Origin of the sequence: Janthinobacterium sp. ROICE36, from assembly GCF_002869965.1 — a bacterium.
Classification (GTDB): domain Bacteria; phylum Pseudomonadota; class Gammaproteobacteria; order Burkholderiales; family Burkholderiaceae_D; genus Janthinobacterium.
Genome location: NZ_PEBS01000012.1, coordinates 80,183 through 101,776, shown reverse-complemented (window position 1 = coordinate 101,776; position 21,594 = coordinate 80,183). Strand labels below are relative to the sequence as shown.

The 21,594-nt window shown below is 61.8% G+C and carries 25 protein-coding genes and 1 tRNA gene; 13 read left to right on the top strand and 13 right to left on the bottom strand.

Annotated features, from left to right (window positions below):
* Window positions 1–361 precede the first annotated feature (361 nt).
* From CSZ94_RS07545 to CSZ94_RS07515, 7 genes are all read right to left on the bottom strand, one after another.
* Complete coding sequence (locus CSZ94_RS07545; RefSeq protein WP_102120944.1) at window positions 362–1,363, bottom strand: hypothetical protein; 1,002 nt, start codon at window positions 1,361–1,363, stop codon at window positions 362–364.
* A complete protein-coding gene (locus CSZ94_RS07540) occupies window positions 1,360–2,232 on the bottom strand; it encodes an ABC transporter ATP-binding protein (RefSeq protein ID WP_102120943.1) in 873 nt (290 codons plus the stop codon). Before CSZ94_RS07540 ends, CSZ94_RS07545 begins: the two co-directional genes overlap by 4 nt.
* Complete coding sequence (locus CSZ94_RS07535; RefSeq protein ID WP_102120942.1) at window positions 2,229–2,609, bottom strand: GntR family transcriptional regulator; 381 nt, start codon at window positions 2,607–2,609, stop codon at window positions 2,229–2,231. The genes CSZ94_RS07540 and CSZ94_RS07535 overlap by 4 nt, the downstream gene beginning before the upstream one ends.
* Window positions 2,610–2,738: 129 nt before the next feature.
* Window positions 2,739–3,455 (bottom strand): DUF72 domain-containing protein, encoded by a 717-nt coding sequence (locus CSZ94_RS07530; RefSeq protein WP_102120941.1) that lies wholly within the window; start codon window positions 3,453–3,455, stop codon window positions 2,739–2,741.
* A 69-nt stretch (window positions 3,456–3,524) separates the two neighbouring features.
* Window positions 3,525–4,280, bottom strand: coding sequence for a UDP-2,3-diacylglucosamine diphosphatase (locus CSZ94_RS07525; RefSeq protein WP_102120940.1), 756 nt, complete (start codon window positions 4,278–4,280; stop codon window positions 3,525–3,527).
* A gap of 86 nt (window positions 4,281–4,366) precedes the next feature.
* Window positions 4,367–4,858 (bottom strand): peptidylprolyl isomerase, encoded by a 492-nt coding sequence (locus tag CSZ94_RS07520; protein WP_070346992.1) that lies wholly within the window; start codon window positions 4,856–4,858, stop codon window positions 4,367–4,369.
* A 71-nt stretch (window positions 4,859–4,929) separates the two neighbouring features.
* Window positions 4,930–5,556 (bottom strand): peptidylprolyl isomerase, encoded by a 627-nt coding sequence (locus CSZ94_RS07515; protein WP_180977389.1) that lies wholly within the window; start codon window positions 5,554–5,556, stop codon window positions 4,930–4,932.
* A gap of 278 nt (window positions 5,557–5,834) precedes the next feature.
* On the opposite strand from CSZ94_RS07515, the gene cysS reads away from it, so the two are divergent.
* The 8 genes from cysS to CSZ94_RS07475 all read left to right on the top strand — a co-directional run bounded on the left by cysS (window position 5,835) and on the right by CSZ94_RS07475 (window position 14,047).
* On the top strand, window positions 5,835–7,232 hold the full coding sequence (gene cysS, locus CSZ94_RS07510) for a cysteine--tRNA ligase (RefSeq protein ID WP_102120939.1): 1,398 nt from the start codon (window positions 5,835–5,837) through the stop codon (window positions 7,230–7,232).
* Window positions 7,229–7,942 carry a DNA-3-methyladenine glycosylase family protein gene (locus CSZ94_RS07505; protein WP_374703565.1) on the top strand — a complete coding sequence of 238 codons (714 nt, stop codon included), beginning with the start codon at window positions 7,229–7,231 and terminating at the stop codon, window positions 7,940–7,942. Before cysS ends, CSZ94_RS07505 begins: the two co-directional genes overlap by 4 nt.
* Before the next feature lie 54 nt (window positions 7,943–7,996).
* Window positions 7,997–8,971, top strand: coding sequence for an acetyl-CoA carboxylase carboxyltransferase subunit alpha (locus tag CSZ94_RS07500; RefSeq protein WP_102120938.1), 975 nt, complete (start codon window positions 7,997–7,999; stop codon window positions 8,969–8,971).
* A 100-nt stretch (window positions 8,972–9,071) separates the two neighbouring features.
* Window positions 9,072–10,490 carry a tRNA lysidine(34) synthetase TilS gene (gene tilS, locus CSZ94_RS07495; RefSeq protein ID WP_102120937.1) on the top strand — a complete coding sequence of 473 codons (1,419 nt, stop codon included), beginning with the start codon at window positions 9,072–9,074 and terminating at the stop codon, window positions 10,488–10,490.
* 196 nt (window positions 10,491–10,686) lie between these two features.
* Window positions 10,687–11,934, top strand: coding sequence for an aspartate kinase (locus CSZ94_RS07490; protein WP_102120936.1), 1,248 nt, complete (start codon window positions 10,687–10,689; stop codon window positions 11,932–11,934).
* Between the two features lie 110 nt (window positions 11,935–12,044).
* Window positions 12,045–12,137, top strand: a tRNA-Ser gene (locus CSZ94_RS07485).
* 493 nt (window positions 12,138–12,630) lie between these two features.
* The gene (locus CSZ94_RS07480; RefSeq protein ID WP_102120935.1) at window positions 12,631–13,248 is read left to right on the top strand and encodes a hypothetical protein; all 618 of its coding nucleotides are present in this window, start codon (window positions 12,631–12,633) and stop codon (window positions 13,246–13,248) included.
* Between the two features lie 274 nt (window positions 13,249–13,522).
* Window positions 13,523–14,047, top strand: a complete 525-nt coding sequence (locus tag CSZ94_RS07475) for a DUF2325 domain-containing protein (RefSeq protein WP_258000824.1) — start codon at window positions 13,523–13,525, stop codon at window positions 14,045–14,047.
* On the opposite strand, the gene CSZ94_RS07470 is transcribed toward CSZ94_RS07475, so the two are convergent.
* Both CSZ94_RS07470 and CSZ94_RS07465 read right to left on the bottom strand, forming a co-directional pair.
* The gene (locus CSZ94_RS07470) at window positions 14,040–15,827 is read right to left on the bottom strand and encodes a chloride channel protein (protein WP_102120933.1); all 1,788 of its coding nucleotides are present in this window, start codon (window positions 15,825–15,827) and stop codon (window positions 14,040–14,042) included. The genes CSZ94_RS07475 and CSZ94_RS07470 overlap by 8 nt on opposite strands.
* Window positions 15,820–16,248, bottom strand: a complete 429-nt coding sequence (locus CSZ94_RS07465; protein ID WP_102120932.1) for a MarR family winged helix-turn-helix transcriptional regulator — start codon at window positions 16,246–16,248, stop codon at window positions 15,820–15,822. Before CSZ94_RS07465 ends, CSZ94_RS07470 begins: the two co-directional genes overlap by 8 nt.
* A gap of 163 nt (window positions 16,249–16,411) precedes the next feature.
* On the opposite strand from CSZ94_RS07465, the gene CSZ94_RS07460 reads away from it, so the two are divergent.
* The 4 genes from CSZ94_RS07460 to CSZ94_RS07445 all read left to right on the top strand — a co-directional run bounded on the left by CSZ94_RS07460 (window position 16,412) and on the right by CSZ94_RS07445 (window position 19,025).
* Window positions 16,412–17,236 carry a TlpA disulfide reductase family protein gene (locus tag CSZ94_RS07460; protein WP_102120931.1) on the top strand — a complete coding sequence of 275 codons (825 nt, stop codon included), beginning with the start codon at window positions 16,412–16,414 and terminating at the stop codon, window positions 17,234–17,236.
* 44 nt (window positions 17,237–17,280) lie between these two features.
* On the top strand, window positions 17,281–17,499 hold the full coding sequence (locus CSZ94_RS07455) for a hypothetical protein (protein WP_258000822.1): 219 nt from the start codon (window positions 17,281–17,283) through the stop codon (window positions 17,497–17,499).
* Between the two features lie 91 nt (window positions 17,500–17,590).
* Complete coding sequence (locus CSZ94_RS07450) at window positions 17,591–17,932, top strand: zinc ribbon domain-containing protein YjdM (protein WP_096234803.1); 342 nt, start codon at window positions 17,591–17,593, stop codon at window positions 17,930–17,932.
* A gap of 64 nt (window positions 17,933–17,996) precedes the next feature.
* A complete protein-coding gene (locus CSZ94_RS07445) occupies window positions 17,997–19,025 on the top strand; it encodes an RNA methyltransferase (protein WP_102120930.1) in 1,029 nt (342 codons plus the stop codon).
* A gap of 16 nt (window positions 19,026–19,041) precedes the next feature.
* Here the strand turns inward: CSZ94_RS07445 and CSZ94_RS07440 are convergent, their stop codons facing one another.
* Together CSZ94_RS07440 and CSZ94_RS07435 are read right to left on the bottom strand one after the other, a co-directional pair.
* The gene (locus CSZ94_RS07440; protein WP_102120929.1) at window positions 19,042–19,446 is read right to left on the bottom strand and encodes a hypothetical protein; all 405 of its coding nucleotides are present in this window, start codon (window positions 19,444–19,446) and stop codon (window positions 19,042–19,044) included.
* Between the two features lie 73 nt (window positions 19,447–19,519).
* Window positions 19,520–19,747, bottom strand: coding sequence for a hypothetical protein (locus tag CSZ94_RS07435; protein WP_102120928.1), 228 nt, complete (start codon window positions 19,745–19,747; stop codon window positions 19,520–19,522).
* Between the two features lie 126 nt (window positions 19,748–19,873).
* Here CSZ94_RS07435 and CSZ94_RS07430 point away from each other — a divergent pair, with 126 nt between their 5' ends.
* On the top strand, window positions 19,874–20,551 hold the full coding sequence (locus CSZ94_RS07430; protein WP_102120927.1) for a phosphoribosylanthranilate isomerase: 678 nt from the start codon (window positions 19,874–19,876) through the stop codon (window positions 20,549–20,551).
* Here CSZ94_RS07430 and CSZ94_RS07425 read toward each other — a convergent pair.
* Together CSZ94_RS07425 and CSZ94_RS28530 are read right to left on the bottom strand one after the other, a co-directional pair.
* Window positions 20,548–21,171, bottom strand: a complete 624-nt coding sequence (locus tag CSZ94_RS07425; RefSeq protein ID WP_374703566.1) for a LysR family substrate-binding domain-containing protein — start codon at window positions 21,169–21,171, stop codon at window positions 20,548–20,550. The genes CSZ94_RS07430 and CSZ94_RS07425 overlap by 4 nt on opposite strands.
* 21 nt (window positions 21,172–21,192) lie before the next feature.
* Window positions 21,193–21,456 (bottom strand): LysR family transcriptional regulator, encoded by a 264-nt coding sequence (locus CSZ94_RS28530; protein ID WP_258000820.1) that lies wholly within the window; start codon window positions 21,454–21,456, stop codon window positions 21,193–21,195.
* Window positions 21,457–21,594: the final 138 nt, after the last annotated feature.

The window sequence follows — 21,594 nt, the reverse complement described above, 5'->3', positions numbered from 1 at the left end:
CGCAAAACTTCTGCGTTATTCGCTCCTGCCTCGACACGCTACGGAAACAAGGCCATGGCATGCTCGCCGTCTTGCAACGCGCCTTCGCTGGAAACCCGATTCAGCCAGCCCCCGGCTGAACAGTTACGTTTTTTGTTCGACGATTATTAAATGTGATTTCAAATAAAATGCGATGCGAATAATTATTTGTAATTATCGTATCGAATTAATGCTATCGATTGAATAGTCTTTATCGGATGCGGAGCTGCGTTGATAATAACTATCAGAAGAATAGTTATTATTTCAAGTGGCGCAATGGGGCGAAAATAGAAAACGCCCCGATGGGCGGGGCGTTTTTGATGGGGCAGTGATCGTGCGCTTGTCAGCCTTCCTCGCGCCACCGGCGCAGGCGGATGGCCGCGTAAATCAGCGCCGCGCCTGCCGCCGCACCCAGCCAGACGGCTGGCAAGGCCAGGCTGGACCAGGAATTGCTGAACACATCGATGCGTGTCGTGTGCGATCCCCCTGCTGCCAGGGCGTGCATTTGCGGCAGCAGTTCCGGTTCAAACAGATACCAGCTGCCGGGGAGGGTGCCCAGCAGGGCGCGTCCGATGACATGCATCTGTATCCAGCTGATGTCGCTTTCCGTCTGCGTCAGCTTGCCGGCCCAGACTGTCAAGATGAGCAACAGCAGCGGCAGGCCGACGGCCCACAGGAAGACTTTCGACTTGGCCCAGCTTGAGACCATCAGCAACCAGCCAACCGTCGGCAAGGCCCACAGGCAATACACGGGCAGCAAGCCGAACACGCGCAGCGGTCCCAGGTACAGGCCGGCAGAGCCAAGCAGTTCGGCAAGCACGTGGATGCCGTTGGCCGCCAGCACGCCGCTCAGTATCAGGATCAGGGCCAGCGAAGTCAGGCTGGCGGCGGCGGCCACGATCAGCGGCGCGACCAGCAGGGCGATGGCCGCTTTTGACAGCACCGTCTGCGCATCCGAGATGGGCAGCGATTTCCAGAACAGCACGCTGCGGTCGCGGCGGTCGTCATGCAGGGCGCTCAGGCAATAGAAAAACACCAGGAAGCCCAGCGCCAGGAACAGCGGCGCAGCCGCGTACGTATAGTTGTTGGCGACGGCGTCGATGATTTCCGTGCGACGCGGACCGAAGGTGCGGGTATTGAAGACGGTGCTCCAGGAAATTTCCTCGCCATTGACGATGAGCGCCGTGTGCATTTTGGTCCTGGCGATGGTCGCGGCCGCCATCAGGGAGCCCAGCACCGTCATGACGACGCCGATCAGGGCTGGCGTCCACACCAGTATGCCCTTGTGCTCCCACAATTCACGCCGGAGCAGCCATTGCAGCTTGTTTGCAGGGGAAATACTCATTGGTACGATCCTTTCATGGTCGCGACAAACAGGTCAGCCAGGCTGGGCGTGCGTACTTCGCCCAGGGCGGCCAGCTGGGTGCGGGCGACGCCGTCGAACAGCATCACCGACTTGCCAAACACGCTGCGTTCGCTGATCGGCTGCAGGGCGCGCGCCGGATTGACGTGCTGCGGGCCCACCATCACCTCGCTATAGCGCTCGCCCACCTCTTCCATGGTCGAGGCCAGCACGATCTTGCCGTCGCGAATGAACATCAGGTCGCTGAGGATGTGTTCCACTTCCTCGATCTGGTGCGTGGTGATGACGATGGTCTTGTTTTCATCGAAATAGTCTTCCAGCAAGTTCTGGTAGAACTGCTTGCGGTACAGGATGTCCAGGCCCAGGGTCGGCTCGTCGAGCACCAGCAGCTTGGCGTCGATGGCCATCACCAGCGCCAGGTGCAGCTGCACCACCATGCCCTTCGACATGGCCTTGACCTTCATCTTCGGCGACAGTTTGGTGTGGGCCAGGTAGCGTTCGGCCTTGCTGCGGTCGAAACGTGGATGCACGCCGGCAACGAAATCGATGGCGTCGGCCACGCGCAGCCAGCCCGGCAGGATGGCCACGTCGGCGATGAAGCACACGTCCTCCATCAGCGCGTCGCGCTGCACGCGGGGATCGCGCCCCAACACCGACAGGTCGCCTTCGAAACCCGTCAAGCCCAGGATGGCTTTCAGGGTGGTGGTCTTGCCGGAGCCGTTAGGCCCGATCAAGCCGACGATGCGCCCTGGCGCGATATCAAAGCTGATGCCATCGATGGCCACCTGCTTGCCATATTGCTTGCGCAAGCCGCGCGCGCTGATGACGCTGTCCTTGTTCAATACATTCATGCGTACTCTCCGTGTGCGCCACTGTCGCGGCTAGCTTGCAGTAGTTGATCGAGGTCCAGGCCCAGTTGCGTGATGCGTTCCAGCATCGCCGGCCATTCTTCGCGCAGGAAGCGCTCGCGTTCGCTGGCCAGCAATTTCTCGCGGGCGCCATCCAAGACATACATACCGAGTCCTCTGCGTTTTTCCACCAGGGCATCGTCGACCAGTTCCTGATAGGCGCGCGAAACCGTGATGGGATTCAATTGATAATCGGCCGCCACCTGGCGCACCGACGGCAGGGCGTCGCCGGACTGCAGCACGCCATCGAGCATCATGCCCACCACCCTGGCCTTGAGCTGGCGGTAGATGGGGCTATTGTCGTTCCATGCCGCGCTCATGGGATGCGCTCCGAGAAGGGCGGGGCGGGGCGGCGCGTGAAAAATGCTGTAGGCATCGGGGCTCCCTGATATGGTTAAATGGTGTTGTAGTTAACTATAACACTAAGACTCAAAAATTCAACAACTATTTCAGGCCAGTCGCGCCTGCAGGTCCAGTGCATTGAACAGGGCGGCGCCGGCTGCCGTATTGTCGAAGATGCACCAGCTGCCGGCCTGCACCTGTGCGCGCAGGGTGGTGGCCAGACTTGCCAGATAGTCGGGCGGGTAGTCAGAGTAATAGATTCTCGGGCTGCCATGCAGACGCAGGTAGGCGATATCCGTGGTCGGCACATGCGGGCCCGGCTGGCCGGCCGGCGGATCGGCGCGCACGCGCGTGATCGCATGTTCCTGCAACATGGCGGTGGAGTCCGCCGCGAACCAGCTGGCGTGGCGCGCTTCGCAAGCGAGCATGCCGTCGAAGCGCTGGCGTAGCGCACTGAAAAATGCGGCGGCCACGTCCGCCTCGAAACGCAGGCTGGGCGGCAGCTGTACCAGCACGCAGCCCAGTTTTATTCCCAGTTCCGATACTTCCCCCGCAAAGCGATCCAGTTCGGCCGTGCCATCGCGCAAACGCCGTTCGTGCGTGATGCTGCGTGGTAATTTCACGCTGAAACGGAAATGTGCGGGCACGCTGGCGGCCCAGCGCGCGTAGGTGGCGCTCTGGTGCGGGCGGTAGAAGGAGCTGTTGATTTCCACGCAGGGCAAGACGCTGGCATAGCGCTGCAGATGGCTGCCATCGAGGGGGAAGTGGCTGGCGGCGGCGCTGGAAAGGCGCCAGCCGGCCGTGCCGATGTAAATGGTATGCATGGCGCCATTACAGCAAGGCCAGGCGGGCGCGGCTATCGGACAAACGCCCGTGTTACGGTCGGCGCAGGCCTAGTCGATGATGTCGCCGTTCAGGTCGTGGCGCGTGATGTTGCCGCGCGCATCGATGGCGATCCAGCCGCCGCGTGGCTGTTCTGGCGCCGTCACGTCGCATTCCCAGTCGGGCAGGACATAGCGCAAGGTATTGTCGACTTTATGCAGGGCAGGGCGGTGCGTATGGCCGTGGATCATGATGGTGCTGGCATGTTCGGCAAATACTTGGGCCACGGCATCGGGCGTGACATCCATGATGTCCATGGATTTTTCGCCATTGTGCGCGCGGCTGCTCTGACGCAAACCGGCGATGATGGCCTTGCGCTGTGCCAGCGGCATGGACAGGAACTGTTTTTGCCACGCGGGCTGGCGCACCATGGCGCGAAACTCCATGTATTGCACGTCTTTCGTGCATTCGGCGTCGCCATGCAGCAAGACGATGCGCTGGCCGGCAATGGTAGCCGCATGCGGTTCGCTGAGCAGGGTGGCGCCGGCGGCGGCGGCAAAGCCGGAGCCGACAAGAAAGTCGCGGTTGCCGGCGATCCAGTACACGTGCACGCCAGCATCGCTGACGGAGCGGATAGCAGCCGTCATGCGCGCATTGAACGGGTCTTCCAGGTCATCGTCGCCGGCCCAATATTCGAACAGGTCGCCTAATAGATACAGCGCTTGCGCATATTGCGCATGGTGTTCCAGGAAAGAAAGAAACGCCGCGCTGGTGCGCGGGTGCGAGCTCTGCAGATGCAGGTCGGAAATAAAGAGTGCGGCAGGCATTGTCATCGTTCAACGCTCCCAAAAAGTGAAGTGCATGGAGAGGCGCAAACGCTGCAATGCCTGTTATTCATGATGCCAGAGCCGTATTAAGCGGCTTCGACTTTCTCGATGATCACGTCGGTTACCGGCACATCGGCAAACATGCCGGTGCGCGAGGTTTTTACGGCGCGGATGGCGTCGACGACTTCCTTGCCGTCGGTGACTTTACCGAACACCGCGTAGCCCCAGCCGTCCTGGCCTGGATAGTCGAGGAAGCTGTTGTTTTTGATGTTGATGAAGAACTGGGCCGATGCCGAGTGCGGGTCCGACGTGCGGGCCATGGCCAAGGTGTAGGTGTCGTTTTTCAGGCCGTTTTTGGCTTCGTTTTCCACGGTGGTGTCGGCAGGCTTTTGTTTCATGCCTGGCTCGAAACCGCCGCCCTGGATCATGAAGCCGTCGATGACGCGGTGGAAAATCGTGTTGTCGTAGTGGCCGGCTTGCATGTAGGCCAGGAAGTTGGCAACCGTTTTCGGCGCTTTCTCGGCGTCCAGTTCAGCGGTGATCTTGCCCAGATTGGTGGTGATGATGACGGAGGTCATGATGATCCTTAATAAATTAGATGAAGAATGATTCGACGGCCCCCGTGGTTCAGGGCCGCAAAAACGCTATTTTACAGTTTTGCGGGCGCTGATTTGAGTAAAGTCGCCGATTCGATCACCACGGGGGTGATTGGCACGTTCTGGTGCGGCCCCTTGTCGGCAACGGGCACGGCCTTGATCTTGTCGACCACGTCCATGCCTTTGACAACTTTGCCGAATACCGTGTAGCCGAAGCCGTCGCGGCCAGGATAGTCGAGCGCGCCGTTATTGCCCACGTTGATGAAGAACTGCGACGTGGCCGAATGCGGGTCGCCCGTGCGTGCCATGGCGATGCTGTAGCTGACGTTCTGCAAGCCGTTTTGCGCCTCGTTCTTGATCGGCGCTTTTGTCGCTTTCTGCTTCATGTTCTTGTCGAAGCCGCCGCCCTGTATCATGAAGCCATCGATGACGCGGTGAAACACGGTGCCCTTGTAATAGCCGCTTTTGACATATTGCAAGAAATTGGCCACGCTTAGCGGCGCTTTTTCCTGGTCCAGTTCCAGCACGATCTCGCCCAGGCTGGTTTTCAGGGTCACGTGCGGGGTCGGGTCGATGGTCGTTGGCGCGGCCGCAACGACGGCGCCGCCCAGGGTCAGGCCGGCAAACAGGGTGCAAAAGCGGGCCAGGAAAGACAGGCGTTTCGATTTGATTTCTTGCATGAAGGTGTCCTTGATCGTTATTTTTCTCTAAGCTTGCTTTAATTGTAAAGAAATGAAAATTTGCTTGAGCAGCGTAAAAACCTGATCCATATCGGGCCAGTATGGTTTTTATCAATGTTATACTTGACCGCTAACGCCCTAATTCTAACAAACAAGAACAACACTATAGCGGCTCGACCAGTCTTGGCGCACACGGCAGTTCAGTGGCGCGGCACACCCGGTGTCCGCGCCTGTCTGTCGTTTTGCCAGGCTGGCGGCCGCTCCACTTGCAAAGTACGATGAGCAATCTAAAGATTTACAACACCCTGGCTCGCGAGAAGCAGGTATTCGTCCCGATGGAAGCTGGCAAGGTACGCATGTACGTCTGCGGCATGACCATCTACGATTATTGCCATATCGGCCATGCGCGCATGATGATGGCCTTCGACGTCATCTACCGCTGGCTGAAAGCCTCCGGTCTCGACGTCACTTATGTGCGTAACATTACGGACATCGACGACAAGATCATCCGCCGCGCCGTGGAAAACGGCGAGACGATTTCCCAGCTGACGACGCGCTTCACCCGCTACATGGATGAAGACACGGCTGCGCTGGGCATCTTGACGCCCGACCACACGCCGCGCGCCACCGATTACGTGCCGCAGATGCTGCGCCTGATCGAGCAGCTCGAAGCGAAGGACCTCGCCTACCAGGGTCTTGACGGCGACGTCAATTACGCCGTGCGCAACTTCCCCCACTACGGCAAGCTGTCGGGCAAGTCGCTCGACGACCTGCGCGCGGGCGAAAGAGTCGACGTGAACACGGGCAAGCGCGATCCGCTCGACTTCGTGCTGTGGAAGTCATCGAAAGCGTCCGAGCCGGAAGAAGTCAAATGGGACTCGAAGTGGGGCCGCGGCCGCCCGGGCTGGCATATCGAGTGCTCGGCCATGTCCTGCGCCCTGCTCGGTGAACAGTTCGACATCCACGGCGGCGGCGCGGACTTGCAATTCCCGCACCACGAAAACGAGATCGCCCAATCTGAAGGCGCGTTCGGTCATACCAGCGTGAATTATTGGATACATAACGGCTTCGTGCGCCTGGACAATGAAAAAATGTCCAAGTCGCTTGGCAATTTCTTCACCATCCGTGAAGTGCTGCAAAAGTTCGATGCCGAAGTGATTCGCTTCTTCATCCTGCGCGCGCACTACCGCAGCCCCCTGAATTACTCGGACGTGCACCTGGACGACGCCCGCTTGTCGCTGACGCGCTTGTACACGGCGCTGGCCGACGTGGTGCTGGAAGAAGGCGCCATCGACTGGAGCGAAGCGCATGCCGCCCGCGTGGCCGAGGCAATGGATGACGATTTCAACACGCCGCTGGCCGTGGCCGCCCTGTTCGATCTGGCGACGGAAGTCAACAAGAGCAAGTCTCCCTCCCTGGCGCGTCAATTGAAGGGTCTGGCGGGCGTGTTTGGCTTGCTGGAACGCACGCCGCAGCAATTCTTGCAAGCGACCGTCGGCACTGCAGCCGGTGGCGAGGACGAGGCCGCCGGCATCGAAGCGGCCATCGCGGCGCGCAGCGCGGCGAAAAAGGCCCGCGACTTTGCCCAGTCCGACAAGATCCGCGCTGAACTGTTGGCGGCCGGCATCATTCTCGAAGACAAGCCTGACGGCTCGACCAACTGGCGCCGCGCATGATGGCGACGTCCAGGGAAAACGGGGACGCCCCGGTGGCGGAGCAGGTGATCCAGGTGCCGCACTACTGGGAAGAGGCGAAGATCGAGCTGATGAAGCGCGACCGCATCATGAAAAAGCTCATCCCGCAATTTGGCGACCTGCATCTGGTCGGCCACAGCGACCCGTTTACCACCCTGGCCCGTTCGCTGGTGGGCCAGCAGATTACACCCAAGGCGGCCGATGCTGCCTGGAAAAAGCTGCTGCTGGCTTGCCCGAAATGCACGCCTTCGCAGGTATTGAAGGCAGGCGCAGAGCAACTGTCCGCCTGCGGCTTGTCCAAACGCAAGACCGAATACATCCTCGACCTGGCCGACCATTTCAAGGCCAAGCGCGTGCACGCCAGCCAGTGGGACCAGATGGATGACGAAGCCGTCATCGCCGAACTGGTGCAAATCCGCGGCATAGGGCGCTGGACAGCCGAGATGTTTTTGATATTTAATCTGCTACGGCCGAATGTCTTGCCGCTCGACGACCCCGGTTTGATCCAGGGTATCAGCGTCAATTATTTCTCCGGCGAACCTGTTTCCCGCAGCGATGCGCGCGAAGTTTCCGCCAATTGGGAACCGTGGCGCACCGTGGCCACTTGGTATTTGTGGCGCAGTCTCGACCCTGCAACTGCCGCTATCGCACCTGATGCAGCCCCCGGCGCAGCAGCCGGTACGGTAAAATAAACATAGATAATGCCGCGCGCCCTGGTGCCGTGGCCGGTAAAACCTGGAGGTACAATGACTAAAACGACTTTCCTCAATTTTGAACAGCCGATCGCGGAACTCGATTCCAAGATCGAAGAGTTGCGCTTCGTGCAAGACGATTCGGCCGTCGACATCTCGGAAGAGATCGACCGCCTGGCCAAGAAGAGCCAGCAGCTGACCAAAGATATCTACGCCAAGCTGACGCCCTGGCAAGTGGCGCAGATCGCGCGCCACCCGCAGCGCCCTTACACCATGGATTATGTGAATGAAATCTTTACCGATTTCCACGAATTGCATGGCGACCGCAGCTACGCGGACGATTTGTCCGTCGTTGGCGGCCTGGCCCGTTTCAATGGCCAGCCCTGTATGGTCATCGGCCACCAGAAGGGCCGCGACACGAAAGAGCGCGCCCTGCGCAATTTCGGCATGCCGAAGCCGGAAGGCTATCGCAAGGCCATGCGCCTGATGAAAGTGGCTGAAAAGTTCAACTTGCCCATCTTCACCTTCGTCGATACGCCAGGCGCCTTCCCCGGCATCGACGCGGAAGAGCGCGGCCAGTCGGAAGCCATCGGCCACAACCTGTACGTGATGGCCGAACTGAAAGTGCCGTTGATCGCCACCATCATCGGTGAAGGCGGTTCCGGCGGCGCGCTGGCCATTGCCGTGGGCGACGCCGTGCTGATGCTGCAATACTCGACCTATGCCGTGATCTCGCCGGAGGGCTGCGCTTCCATCCTGTGGAAGAGCGCCGAGCGCGCTTCCGACGCGGCCGAAGCGCTGGGCTTGACGGCGCACCGCCTGAAAGCCATGGGCATGATCGACAAGATCATCAACGAACCGCTGGGCGGCGCCCACCGCGATCCGAAACAGATGGCGACCTTGCTCAAGCGCGCCCTGGCCGACACCTTGCGCCAGTTCCACGGCATGAAAACCAAGGACTTGCTGCAAGCGCGCCATGAAAAACTGCTGAGCTACGGCAAGTTCAAGGAAACCACGCCGAGCGAGTAAGCCATCGCCGGCGCAGGCCGGCAGCAAGAACACCGGGGACAGGCAGCCAGACGACAGGAGTCGTTTGGTCACCTGTCCCTCTTTGCATTCCTGGAGTCTTATGAAAAAGCAACAAACCGCCACCGTCGCCGACATCTTCGCCCGCGCGCTGGACGCCTGCGTGCCGCCAGCCGGTAGTCCCGTCGGCATCGCCCTGAGCGGCGGCCTCGATTCCTCGGCCCTGCTGCACCTGGCACATGCCTGGGCGCAAGAGCACGGCGTGGCCTTGCACGCGTTCCACGTGCACCACGGCCTGAGCCCGCATGCGGATGCCTGGCTGCTGCACTGCGAGCAATTGTGCGCCGGCATGGGCATCGCCTTTGAAGCACGCAAGGTCACGCTGGAAAAGAATGCGAAGACGGGCACGGAAGAGGCGGCCCGCAAGCGCCGCTATGCGGCCTTGGGCGAGCTGTGCGCGGCGCACGGCGTGCGCCTGTTGCTGACAGCCCACCACCAGGACGACCAGGCCGAGACGGTGCTGCTGCAGTTGCTGCGCGGTTCCGGCACGGCGGGTTTGTCCGGCATGGATGGCGCCAACAGCGCGCCCGAGCTGCTGGGCAACCCGGACCTGGTGATGGCGCGCCCGCTGCTGTCGGTGTCGCGCAGGCAGCTCGAAGCCTATGTGGCGCAACAGGCGATTGCGCACATCCACGACGAGTCGAATGACGATCCCCGCTTTGCCCGCAATGCTCTGCGGCATCAGGTGATGCCCGTGCTGGCGCAGGCCTTTCCCGGCTTCCAGGAGCGCTTCGCCCGCAGCGCCCAGCATGCGCAGTCGGCGCAGCGCCTGCTGACGGAACTGGCGACGCAGGATCTGGCCGCTTGCCTCGATGGCGACTGCATCGAACTGGCGAAATTGCGTGAGTTAAGTACGGACCGCTGCTACAACTTGCTGCGCCACTGGTTCGGCACGCGCGGCTTGCGCATGCCGTCGACGGCATGGCTGGCGGAAATGCTGGCGCAATTGCTGGAAGCGCGGCCAGATGCGCAACTGCTGGTGACGCATCCCGAATGCCACGTGCGGCGCCACCGCGACCGGCTGTACCTGACGCCGAAGCTCGATGACCTGGCGGGCATGCGCGAGCGTGACGACGCGGGCATTCCCGGCCTGGAAAAGGCTGGCCAGCAATTTGTGTGGAAAGGCGAGGCGAGCATGGCCTTTCCCGCATATGGCGGCGTGCTGCATTTCGATGCGGTGGAAGAGGGCGGCCAGGGCATCGATATTGCCTGGTTGCAAGCGCAAACCTTGACGATCGATTTCCGCCAGGGCGGCGAGCGCTTGAAACTGGCCCTGAACCGTCCCACCAAGAGCTTGAAATACCATTACCAGGCGTTTGACGTGCCCGCCTGGGAGCGCGAACGCCTGCCCCTTGTCTGTGCGGCGCAACAATTGCTGTATGCGGCGGGTATAGGCCTCGATTGCCATTGCCTGAGCCTGCTGGAGCGTCCCCGCGTGGCCTTGCGCTGGCTCTCCTGCTGAGCGTGAGGGCAGCCGCCACGGCCACTCTCGGGGTGGTCGGCAAGTGGCTGCCCATGCGCTCCCAACTGCATGGATTGCATATTTCCATATGCGTAATCGGTATGAGCTAATGCGCTTTTTAGCTTGTTATTTTGCATTGCGGCATGTAGAGTAAAGCCCTCCTTTTTTATTCTTCTTGAGCGGAAACTTCACTCTTATGGCATTAATCGTCCACAAATATGGCGGTACGTCGATGGGCTCGACTGACCGTATCAAGAATGTCGCCAAGCGCGTTGCCAAGTGGCACGACGCTGGGCATCAAATCGTGGTGGTGCCATCGGCCATGTCGGGCGAAACCAACCGCCTGATTGGACTGGCCAGGGAAATCATGGATCAACCCGATCCTCGTGAACTTGACATGATCGCCTCGACAGGCGAACAAGTGTCCGTCGGCCTATTGTCGATGGCACTGCTGGCGATCGGCAAACAAGCCGTATCCTATGCTGGCTGGCAAGTCGCGATCAAGACCGATTCCGCCTTTACCAAGGCACGCATCCAGTCGATCGATGACGAAAAAGTCAAACGCGACCTCGATGCGGGCAAGATTGTCATCATTACCGGTTTCCAGGGCGTCGACGAGAACGACAACATCGCGACCCTGGGCCGCGGCGGTTCCGACACCTCGGCCGTGGCGATTGCCGCCGCCATGAAAGCGGCCGAGTGCCTGATCTTCACGGACGTCGACGGCGTCTACACGACCGATCCGCGCGTGGTCTCCGAGGCGCGCCGCCTGAAGACCATCACCTTTGAAGAAATGCTGGAACTGGCTTCGCTGGGTTCCAAAGTGCTGCAAACGCGTTCGGTGGAATTTGCCGGCAACTACCGCGTGCCCACGCGCGTGCTGTCGTCGCTGACCGACCCGATGTTGCCGCTGGAAATAGAAGCCAATTCAGGCACCCTGATTTCGTTTGAGGAAGATACAAACATGGAACAAGCAGTCATCTCCGGCATCGCCTTCAACCGCGATGAAGCCAAAATCACCGTGCTCGGCGTGCCCGACCGTCCAGGCGTGGCCTACCACATCCTGGGGCCGGTGGCGGACGCGAACATCGAAGTCGACATGATCATACAGAATCAGTCGGTCGACGGTAAAACGGACTTCACCTTCACCGTCTCGCGCGGCGAATACGCGCGCGCGCTGGCCGTGCTGGAATCGAACCGCGAATCGCTGGGCGCGGCCAGCATCACGGGCGATGCGAAAGTGTCGAAACTGTCCGTCGTCGGCGTGGGCATGCGCAGCCACGTTGGCGTGGCATCGCAAATGTTCCGCACCCTGTCGGAAGAGGGCATCAACATCATGATGATCTCCACTTCCGAGATCAAGATCTCCGTGCTGATCGATGAAAAGTACATGGAACTGGCCGTGCGCGCGCTGCATAAAGCGTTCGAGCTGGAAAAAGCTTAAATATCTAAAAATATTGCCCCACGCCCTTGACCAAAGGGGGGGCAATCGATATTATGACGTTCGTTGCTGCAGCGCAGTTAGCTACAGCGACATAGTTGAGTAATCAGCTAGGAGACGTGGCCGAGTGGCCGAAGGCACATCCCTGCTAAGGATGCATACGGCTTATACCTGTATCGTGGGTTCGAATCCCACCGTCTCCGCCAGAATCAAACAAAAAAGCCTCCCCTGCGGGAGGCTTTTTTGTTTGTCTGGACGCAACGGTGGGATTCGAAGGATTGGGCAGTGCCGGCCCAACCCCCTCCGAATCGCCCAATCACCGCGCTGCGCGGCCCGTTGGCCGCGCAGCGGCCAACGCCGTTCCCTCATCTCAGGCAATGGCAGCCAGCACATACGCCGCCTTTTGCGAACGCATGCGCCGACCTGTGTCCCGCAAACAGTTTCTTCCCCCTCATTCCTCCCAAGCTCCCTAAAAAATTGCATAATATGCAAATGCCGCGCAGAAATTTCATACTGGCCAGCGCGGCCTATGTCAGCGGCATTGACGGCATGGTTAGGACAAGCGAGGGGATATGCACATGCAGCTGCTTCGCCAACATGCCAGAAAGAAATATACAAAATAGCTAATATGTGCGACTGGATGGCGTGCCGCAGGTATTTTTCGGCCGCCATCGACTTTCCACTCGAACAGGAGCAAATATGAGCAAGATGAAATGCACGATGCAATATGCGGCCGCTGCGGCCCTGTGTGCCAGCCTGTCGCCCGCCATGGCGGCAACCACCCCCGCCGCGCCCCCGTTCCTCGATGTGCTCGTCTATCAGTACGCCAATTGCGTCAAACCTTCCTATCATCAGGCTGACCTGCTGGTGCAAGACGGGACGGGGCGCTACCAGATCGACGTCAAGGGCGAGGCCTACACGGTTGAATTGCAGGAACGCATGGGTTTTTCGCTGCAGGCGGGGATAGGCGGTCCCGTGGCGGCCGTCGTCAAGCTGGACCGGCCGCCAACGGGGCAATTCGAGGAACAGGCGCGCTGGCGCGAACGCTGGCTGCGCGATGTGGCCGAGCGCAGCGGCGTGGCGCTGGAAGAGCGGGCGCTTGCGGGCGGCGCGCGCCTGCTGAGCGTGAACAAGGGCGAGATCAAGGGCAATTATGTGGGCCAGTCCCTGCTGATCGATCCGGCACGGCTGTTGTTCATTGATATGGCGTGGCCGAATACGCTGGGCATCTATCGCGGTCCCGATGGCTTGCGGCAGGTGCGGCAGGTGCAGGATGACGTCTGGCAGCGCCTGCTGTCCTGCCCGCCGACTGCGTGACGCTGGCGGCCAGCGCATACCCCTGCTGCGCGCGCGTGCATACACAAATAATAATGATTCTCATTTATAATACGCAGCTATGGGGTAGCGATGGGCTGGCGCCATGGCGCCACGGGTGGTGAAGGAGGGCATGATGGGCAGTGTGTATGGCAATGAGGATTTGATCGCGCACGAGCATCGCGTGCTGATGGGCGAGTATGGTCGCGCGCAGGCCCGTTGCAGTGCGCAACTGGCCGCGCAGGCGGCGCGCATCGCGCAGCTGGAGTCGGAATTGATGCGCGCGCGGGCGCAAGTCGTGATTCGCGCTACGCAGCTGGCGCTGGCGCGCGATGAACTGGCCGAACTGGCGGCCAGTGTGCCTGGCTTGCCGACGCGTGCCAGGCTGGCGCGCAAGGTCGAGTGGCTCGGTGAGCGCGTGCAGGACCTGATGCGCGAATTGCTGCGCCTGCAATGGTTGCCCGTGCCAGCCTTGCGGGCCGACGTGTGTGAAAAAGCCGTGCTGTATGTGGGTAGCTATTTGACCCAGGCTGCGGACGGCGCGCTTATGGCGCAGCAAGCCATCGAGCAGGCCGGCGGGCGCTTCCTGCACCATGCGGGCGGCGATGCTGGCGCCGACGATGCGGCGGCGCTGGAAGCGGGCCTGGTGGCGGCCGACCTGGTGATTTGCCAGACGGGCTGCGTCAGCCACGATGCCTATTGGCGCGTGCATGACCACTGCAAGCGCACGGGCAAGCAGTGCGTGCTGGTGGACCAGCCGCAAGCCATGCAGTTTGTACGCAAGGAGGCGCTGCTCAGCTGAACCCTGTTTCTCCTTGGTTTGGGGCCTTGTTCGGCAGCGGCCAGAGGCGCCGCACGGTTTGGCGTTGCACCTCTTCCGATTGCAGACCCAGCGCTGGCTTGACCAGGTCGCTGCGGCTGACGATGCCGATCAGGTGCAAGGTCCTGGCATCGCTCACGACGGGCAGGCGTTCGAGTTCGTGCACCGCCAGGCGAGTCGCAAGGGCGCGGCACGTTTCATCGGCCAGGGCGACTACCGGCATGTTCACGCCAAACAGCTCGCCCGTCGTCAGTTCAGGGCTGTCGGAGAGGCGCTGCAACAGGGTGGGGCGGTCCAGCATGCCGATGAGCGCGCCGTTGCGCGTGACGGGGAACGCACGGTGGCGCTGCGTCTCGCTGAAATGGCTGGCCAGCACGTCGGCAAGGCGCGCGTTGGCGTCGATGCTGACGGGCGCTTGCGTCATCACCTCGGCCACGCTATGGCGTTCCATGGGGTCGATACCGTATTCCCGGTAGATATGGTAGCCGCGGCGGGCGATCTTTTCCGTCAGGATGGAGCGGTGCATGGTGATCACGGTGAAGGCATAGGCGACTGCCGATGCGGCCAGCACGGGTAGTAGTGCATTGACATCGTGCGTCAATTCAAACGCGAAAGCCACGGCCATGATGGGCGCGCGCATCATGCCGCCGAGGGTGGCGGCCATGCAGACGAGCGGCCAGATGGCTGGCTCGCTGCCCGGCAGGTAGGGACCTATCAGGGCGCCCAGGCCGGCGCCGAGCATCAGCAGCGGCGCCAGCACACCGCCCGAGGTACCCGAACCGAGCGCTAGCAACCAGATCACGGCCTTGACTGCCAGCAGCGCGAGAAGCGCGCCGGCCGCAATATGGTTGTGCAGTAGGTCGGCGATCACATCATAGCCGACTCCCAGCGCGCGCGGCTGGAAGTAGCCGCCGATGCCCACCGCGATGCCGCCGATCGCCGGCCACCACATCCAGTGGAACGGTAGCCGGTGAAACAGGTCTTCCACACGGTACAGCGAGGTCGACAGCAGCCACGCCAGCGCGCCGCACAGCAAGCCGGCGATCAGGCACGATAGCAGTGCTGAAGGCGGCAGCGCCGCGCTGTGCAAGGGGAACAAGGGGCCGCTGTCGATGAGCAAGGGGCGCAGGAAGCCGGCGATGACGCAGGCAATCGCCACCGGCGCGAGGCTGCGCGGACGCAATTCAAACAGTAGTAGTTCCACCGCCAGCAGCAGCGCTGCCACGGGCGTGCCAAACACTGCCGTCATGCCCGCCACGGCGCCGGCCACCAGCAAGGTCTTGCGTTCGGCCGCGCTCAGGTGGAAATGCTGGGCCAGTAGCGAGCCGACGGCGCCGCCCGTCATGATGATCGGCCCTTCGGCGCCGAATGGGCCGCCGCTGCCGATGGCGATGGCCGACGCCAGCGGCTTGAGCAGCGCCACCTTGGGCGACATCAGGCTTTTCTTGAACAGGATCGCCTCGATGGCTTCGGGAATACCGTGACCGCGTATCTGCTCCGTGCCGTAGCGGGCGATCAGCCCGATGATAAGGCCACCGAGCACGGGAACGCCGATGACCCAGATGCCTGGCGCATGGCCGGCCGGCGACGTGAAGGCGGTTGACAGTTTCTGAAAAAAAAACAGGTTGGTAAAGAAGTGGATCGCGCGCAGCAGCACGTAGGCCGTCACGGAGCTCAGTGCGCCGACCACTACTGCGATGCAGGAGATCAGGAGCAGCCGCGCCTGGCCATCGAAGTCGCGTCGCGTATCGTACTTATGCATGGCTGCCTCCTGCCAGTTTCGGGATGGTGAACACGCCTTCGAGGGACAGCAGTTCCGTGCGATGCAATTGCGCCAGCTTGGCCAGCATGGCTTCGCCGTCGGCGAGCAGATGGATTTCGACCCGACGCCGGTCGATGCTGCTATGGCGGCGCTCTACCAGTCCCGATACTTCGCAGCGCGTGATCAGCGCCACGACGCCGTGCGGCTTGGCCTGCAGCCGCTCGGCCAGCTCCCCCACGGTGGCCCAATCACGGCCCGGATAACCCTTGATATGCAGTAGCAGCAGGTATTGCAGCGGCGTGATGCCGTGCGCCTGGATCACGTCGTCGGAGAAGCGCTCGAAACGTCGCATCTGATAGCGAAATTCCGACAGGGTCGTAAAGTCATGTTTGCCTAGCGTGGCGGGAGGTACGGAGGACATGGGTAATGAAAGGGAAAGGGGAAAGCGGAATAATATATCACAACATGATATAAATGCGCTGATGGCAATCAACAGCCTATTGCCTATTGCCTATTACCTATTTAATGCCAGCTTAACTTGCAGTGGGCAGAATGGTGGTCCATGCATCGTTGTAGAGAGCCCCATGCTGTCCCTGCAAATCGGCCCCCTGGCCCTGCCCACGGGCCTGGTCTTGTTGTTCGTTTCCCTGTGCGTCGCCTACGGCGTAGCTGGCTGGCTGCGGCGGTATCGCCAACTGCCGGACGCCGGTCCCCTCATTTCCGACCTGCTGATCGCCGGCTTGCTGGCGGCGCGCGTAGCTTTCGTGCTGCGCTGGCATGAGCAATATCTGGCGGCGCCCTGGTCCATCATCAATATCCGCGATGGCGGCTTCCTGGCGCCTGCCGGCATCGCCGCTGCCCTGGCCATTGCCGCATGGCGCTGCCGGCGTCGCGCCATGGCGGCCATGCGCCGGCCTCTGGCCATCAGCGCGGTGTCCGGCGCACTGGCCTGGGGTGTGTTGAGCGCAGGGATGGGGCTGGCGTATGACAGGCCGACAGCCTTGCCAGCCGTGGCCTTGCATGCGCTAGCCGGCGCGCCGGTGACCCTGGCGGCGCTGGCCGGCGGCAAGCCGCTGGTGGTCAACCTGTGGGCCAGCTGGTGCCCGCCGTGTCGGCGCGAGATGCCCGTGCTGGCGGCCGCGCAGCAGGCGCGCGCCGATATCGTCTTCGTGTATGCGAACCAGCGCGAGGATGCGGCGGCGGCCAGCGCTTTCCTGGACAGGAGCGGCGTGACCCTGCGCAATGTGGTGCTCGACAGCGAGGCGGCGCTGGGCAAGGCGGCCGGTTCCTCGGCCCTGCCCACCACCCTGTTTTATGACGCGCAGGGGCGATTGGTTGACACCCACCTGGGCGAATTGTCCGACGCCTCGCTGGCCAGCAAGTTGCAAAAAATCGCGGCGGCACCCTGACGCAGTGATACCTTGCCTTGGCTGCAGCGGGTTCTGATACTGCTGTGGTCGATGAAATTCGCGCAGCGGTGGAAGTGGAAAGCGCCGGCGACACGCCGCGCATCGTCGACCTGCACGTGTGGCGAGTCGGCAAGCAGCTGTATTCGTGCGCCTTGTCCGTGGTCAGCCGCGATCCCTCGCTGACAGGCGCCGAGCTGCGTGCGCGCATCGGCATCCACGAGGAAATAGTCCACAGCACCATCGAGATTATTTATCGTCCTTGACAAGGATGGCGAAAAAAGCCCGCTGATGCGCGGTGTAGGCAGTATACTGTCGGCTTTTACAGCACGCGCTGTTCACCAGACAGAGAAAAAAATGAGCACATTACCACCATGCCCGCAATGTAAATCCGAATTCACGTACGAAGACGGCAGCCAGTTGATCTGCCCTGAATGCGCGCATGAATGGTCGGCCACGGCGGGCGAAGCGGCGGAAGAGGGCGCCAAGGTGTACCGCGACTCGGCCGGCAATATCCTGCAGGACGGCGACACGGTCAGCGTCATCAAGGACTTGAAATTGAAGGGTGGCGGCGGTGTCGTCAAGATGGGCACCAAGGTCAAGAATATCCGCCTGGTCGACAGCGACCACGATATCGATTGCAAGATCGACGGCTTCGGCTCCATGAGCCTCAAAACCGAGTTCGTCAAGAAGGTGTAACGCTTTTACCTGTAACACGGCGCGCTGGCTTCATGCCTGCGCGCCGTTTTTTTATTCAGAATCCATGCAAATCGATCATCTCCGCCAGCGCCTGCGCGCCCTGGGTGCCAAACCCCTGCACGAACAACGCGTGCTGCGCGACTGGATACAGGGGCAGCCGCACGACCAGGGCCGGCGCCGCGCCGAGGATTTCCTGCCGTTGCCCGTACGCGAGGCCTTGCCCGCGCTCGACCTCGAATTGCAGGGCATGCTGAAACTGCTCAGCACCCATCCGGGTGCGGACGGTTCCGCGCGCCTGCTGGTGGGACTGCACGATGGCCAAACGGTGGAAAGCGTGCTGCTGCCGCGCGACGGCCTGTGCGTGTCCAGCCAGGTCGGTTGCGCCGTCGGCTGCCAGTTCTGCATGACGGGCCGCGACGGCTTGATCCGGCAAGTGACCAGCGGCGAAATCGTCGCGCAAGTGGTGCTGGCGCGCACCCTGCGCCCCGTGAAGAAAGTCGTCTTCATGGGCATGGGCGAACCGGCGCATAACCTGAATAATGTCATGGAAGCGATCGAACTGCTGGGCACCGAGGGCAATATCGGCCACAAGAACCTGGTGTTTTCCACCGTGGGCGACCCGCGCGCGTTCGAGCGCCTGCCACAAGGGCGCGTCAAGCCGGCGCTGGCGCTGTCCCTGCATACCACCAAGGCGGAGCTGCGCGAACAGCTGCTGCCGCGCGCGCCCAGACTCACCCCGCGCGAACTGGTGGACTTCGGCGAGTCGTATGCGCACCTCACCAGCTACCCGGTGCAGTATCAATGGACCTTGATGGAAGGGGTGAACGATGGCGACGACGAGATGGATGGCATCGTGGCACTCCTGAAGGGCAAGTACGCGGTGCTGAACATGATCCCGTATAACACCATCGATGACTTGCCGTTCAAGCGTCCCAGCTGGGAAAAGGCGCGCGCCATTGCCGCCGCCCTGCACGCGCGGGGCGTGCTGACCAAATTGCGCGATTCGGCCGGGCAGGACGTGGAGGGCGGCTGCGGGCAGTTGCGCGCGCGTGCAGCGAAAGGCAAGAAAGTGATCGAGATACACCCAGCGTAGAACCTTTGCCTTGGGGTTAAACGCCAGCGAGCAAATCGTTGTCATTCAAGATCGCAAACGCGATCTCGGGATGCGCGGCCAGGCAGCGCCGCACGGCGGCCGGAATGGCGGCGCGCGTCTTGCGGCACAGGCCGGGTTGCTCTTGCAGGCGGATCTGGAAGCCGCGCACGCTGCGCACTTCGCCGCTGCCCGGCGCGATCTGCAATTCCACGCCCAGGTTTTTCTTCAGCAGCAGTTGCAGCTTTTGCAGCTGCGCATAGGTGGCGATGCCCTCGATGTGCGCCAGCAAACGCTTTTCTTCCCTCAGGTTCAGGCGCAGGATGGCAAGGTCCGCCTGCGCATCGTCGAGCAGGCGCTCGCGCTCGCAGTCGCACAGCTGCGGCGGACACTCCTTGCGGACTTCGAAGTCGACGATGCGCATGCTGGTGTTCCAATGACGTTCGAATGGCGATCCCGGATGAATCAAGTATCGTCCGCCACCTGGCGCGTGTCAATCAGCGCGGGCTGACGATCAGGCGCCAGCGGATGGCACCTTGCTCGCTGCTATGCTGATGGTGGTTTTGCGGCGGCATGACGTGGCCTTCCGTCGACACGATCTCGTGCGCGCAGCCGTCGCAGCGGTAGATACCCGAATACGGCACGGCTTCGCCGGGCGAGGTCAGTTCATCAAAACGCGGGTGCATGGAGCGGGCCACGTAGCTGGGTTTTTTGTAGTCGGCCATGGATTCCTCGGGAAGTGGGCAATGCCCCCATTCTGGCACAAATCGTGCGCGGCCTTGACCGCGTGTCTTGGCGTGCGTGTCACCCTGTGTTGTAATGTTGCTCAGCCCATTTGAACACGCAAGGCCATGAGAACCCGCATCAAAATCTGCTGCATCGCTTCCATCGACGAAGCGCAACTGGCGATTGCCGCCGGCGCCGATGCGCTGGGCCTGGTGGCCGCCATGCCGTCCGGTCTCGGCCCGATTCCCGACGCGTGCATCGCGCAGATCGCCGCCTGGACGCCGCCACCCGTCGCCACGTTTCTGCTGACGTCCGAGACGACGGCGAAAGCCATCGCCGAACACGTGCGCGCCACGCAGCCATCGACCGTGCAGATCGTCGGCCATATCGACCCGCGTGAAGTCGAGGAATTGGCGCGCCTGCTGCCGCATGTGCGGCGCGTGCAGGTGATCCATGTGGAAGGGCCCGAGGCTTTGGCGCTGATCCCCGCCTACGCGCCGCATGTGCATGCCTTTTTGCTCGATTCCGGCCGCCCTGGCGCGTTGTTTCCGGAACTGGGCGGCACGGGCCGCACGCACGACTGGTCCGTCAGTGCGCGCTTCGTGCGCGCCAGCCCGCGTCCCGTGTTCCTGGCCGGCGGCCTGGATGCAAACAATGTGATGGAGGCGCTGCGCCAGGTGCGCCCCTACGGCATCGACCTGTGCTCGCGCGTGCGCACCGACGGCAAGCTCGATGTCATGAAGCTGGCCCTGCTGATGGCGGCCGTGCGGGATGTGGATGCGGCGCTGTATGCGGAAGGTTAATCCATCGTGGTCAACGCGGTCATCTCGCGCACGAACGCTTCCGTAAACGCCGCCACCATGCCGCTGGCCGCGCGCGGCGAGATCAGGCCCACGACGGAATGCGATTCCTCGTCGGGCAGCATAATAAAACGCACGCCGGGCGGCGCCACCAGGCGCATGCTATCGGGGACGATGGCGATGCCCATGTTCGCCTCGATCAGGTTCAGCTGCGAGGTCTTGCGCGACAGGGCGCGTGCCGCCTTCGGAAAGAAACCCTGCGCCAGGCACAGGCCCGCTACCAGGTAGCTGAGGCCGCCGCGGTCCTTGTGCGGGATCGAGACGAACGCCTCGTCGCGCAGGGCGGCAATCGTCGTGCGCTCCAGTGCGGCCAGCGGCGAGACCGATGACACGGCCACCACCAGCTTTTCCGCAAACAGTTCGCGCACGACGATATTGGCGTGCTTGCGCAAGGTGGGCAGGCGCACCAGGCCCAGGTCGGCGCGGCCTTCATCGATGTCAAACGCCTGGTTTTCCGACGAGCCTTTCGATACGTCCAGGGAAATGCCGGGAAACTGCGCCAGCAGCCGGTTCAGCACGGCGCCGATGGCGGGCGTGAGGGTCACGGAACTCGAATGCAGCAGGCGGATGATGCCTTGCGCCCCTTATCCCACGTGCCGCGTCTGGCGCACGGTTTCCTCGATGTCTTCGAGGATGCGCCTGGCCCGCTCATAAAATACCTGTCCGGCCGGCGTCAGTTCGATATGGCGCGCGTCGCGCGTCAGCAGCAAGGCTTGTACTTCGGTTTCCAGCTCCTTGATTTGCCGGCTCAGCGCCGATTGCGCGATGTACAGCTTTTCCGCTGCGCGCGAGTAGCTGCCCGCATCGACGACTTCGACAAAGTAGCGGAACTGTCTGATGGAAATCAATCGTATGCCTTTTCGAGATCGGTGACTGCCTGATTTGATATTAGCCTTGTCCCGACGTTCAGGCTACAGTGGCCTGGTCTGCTGTCACTGCAAAGGAAAGACCATGCTGGAATTGATCGGGGCGCTGGGACTGCTCGT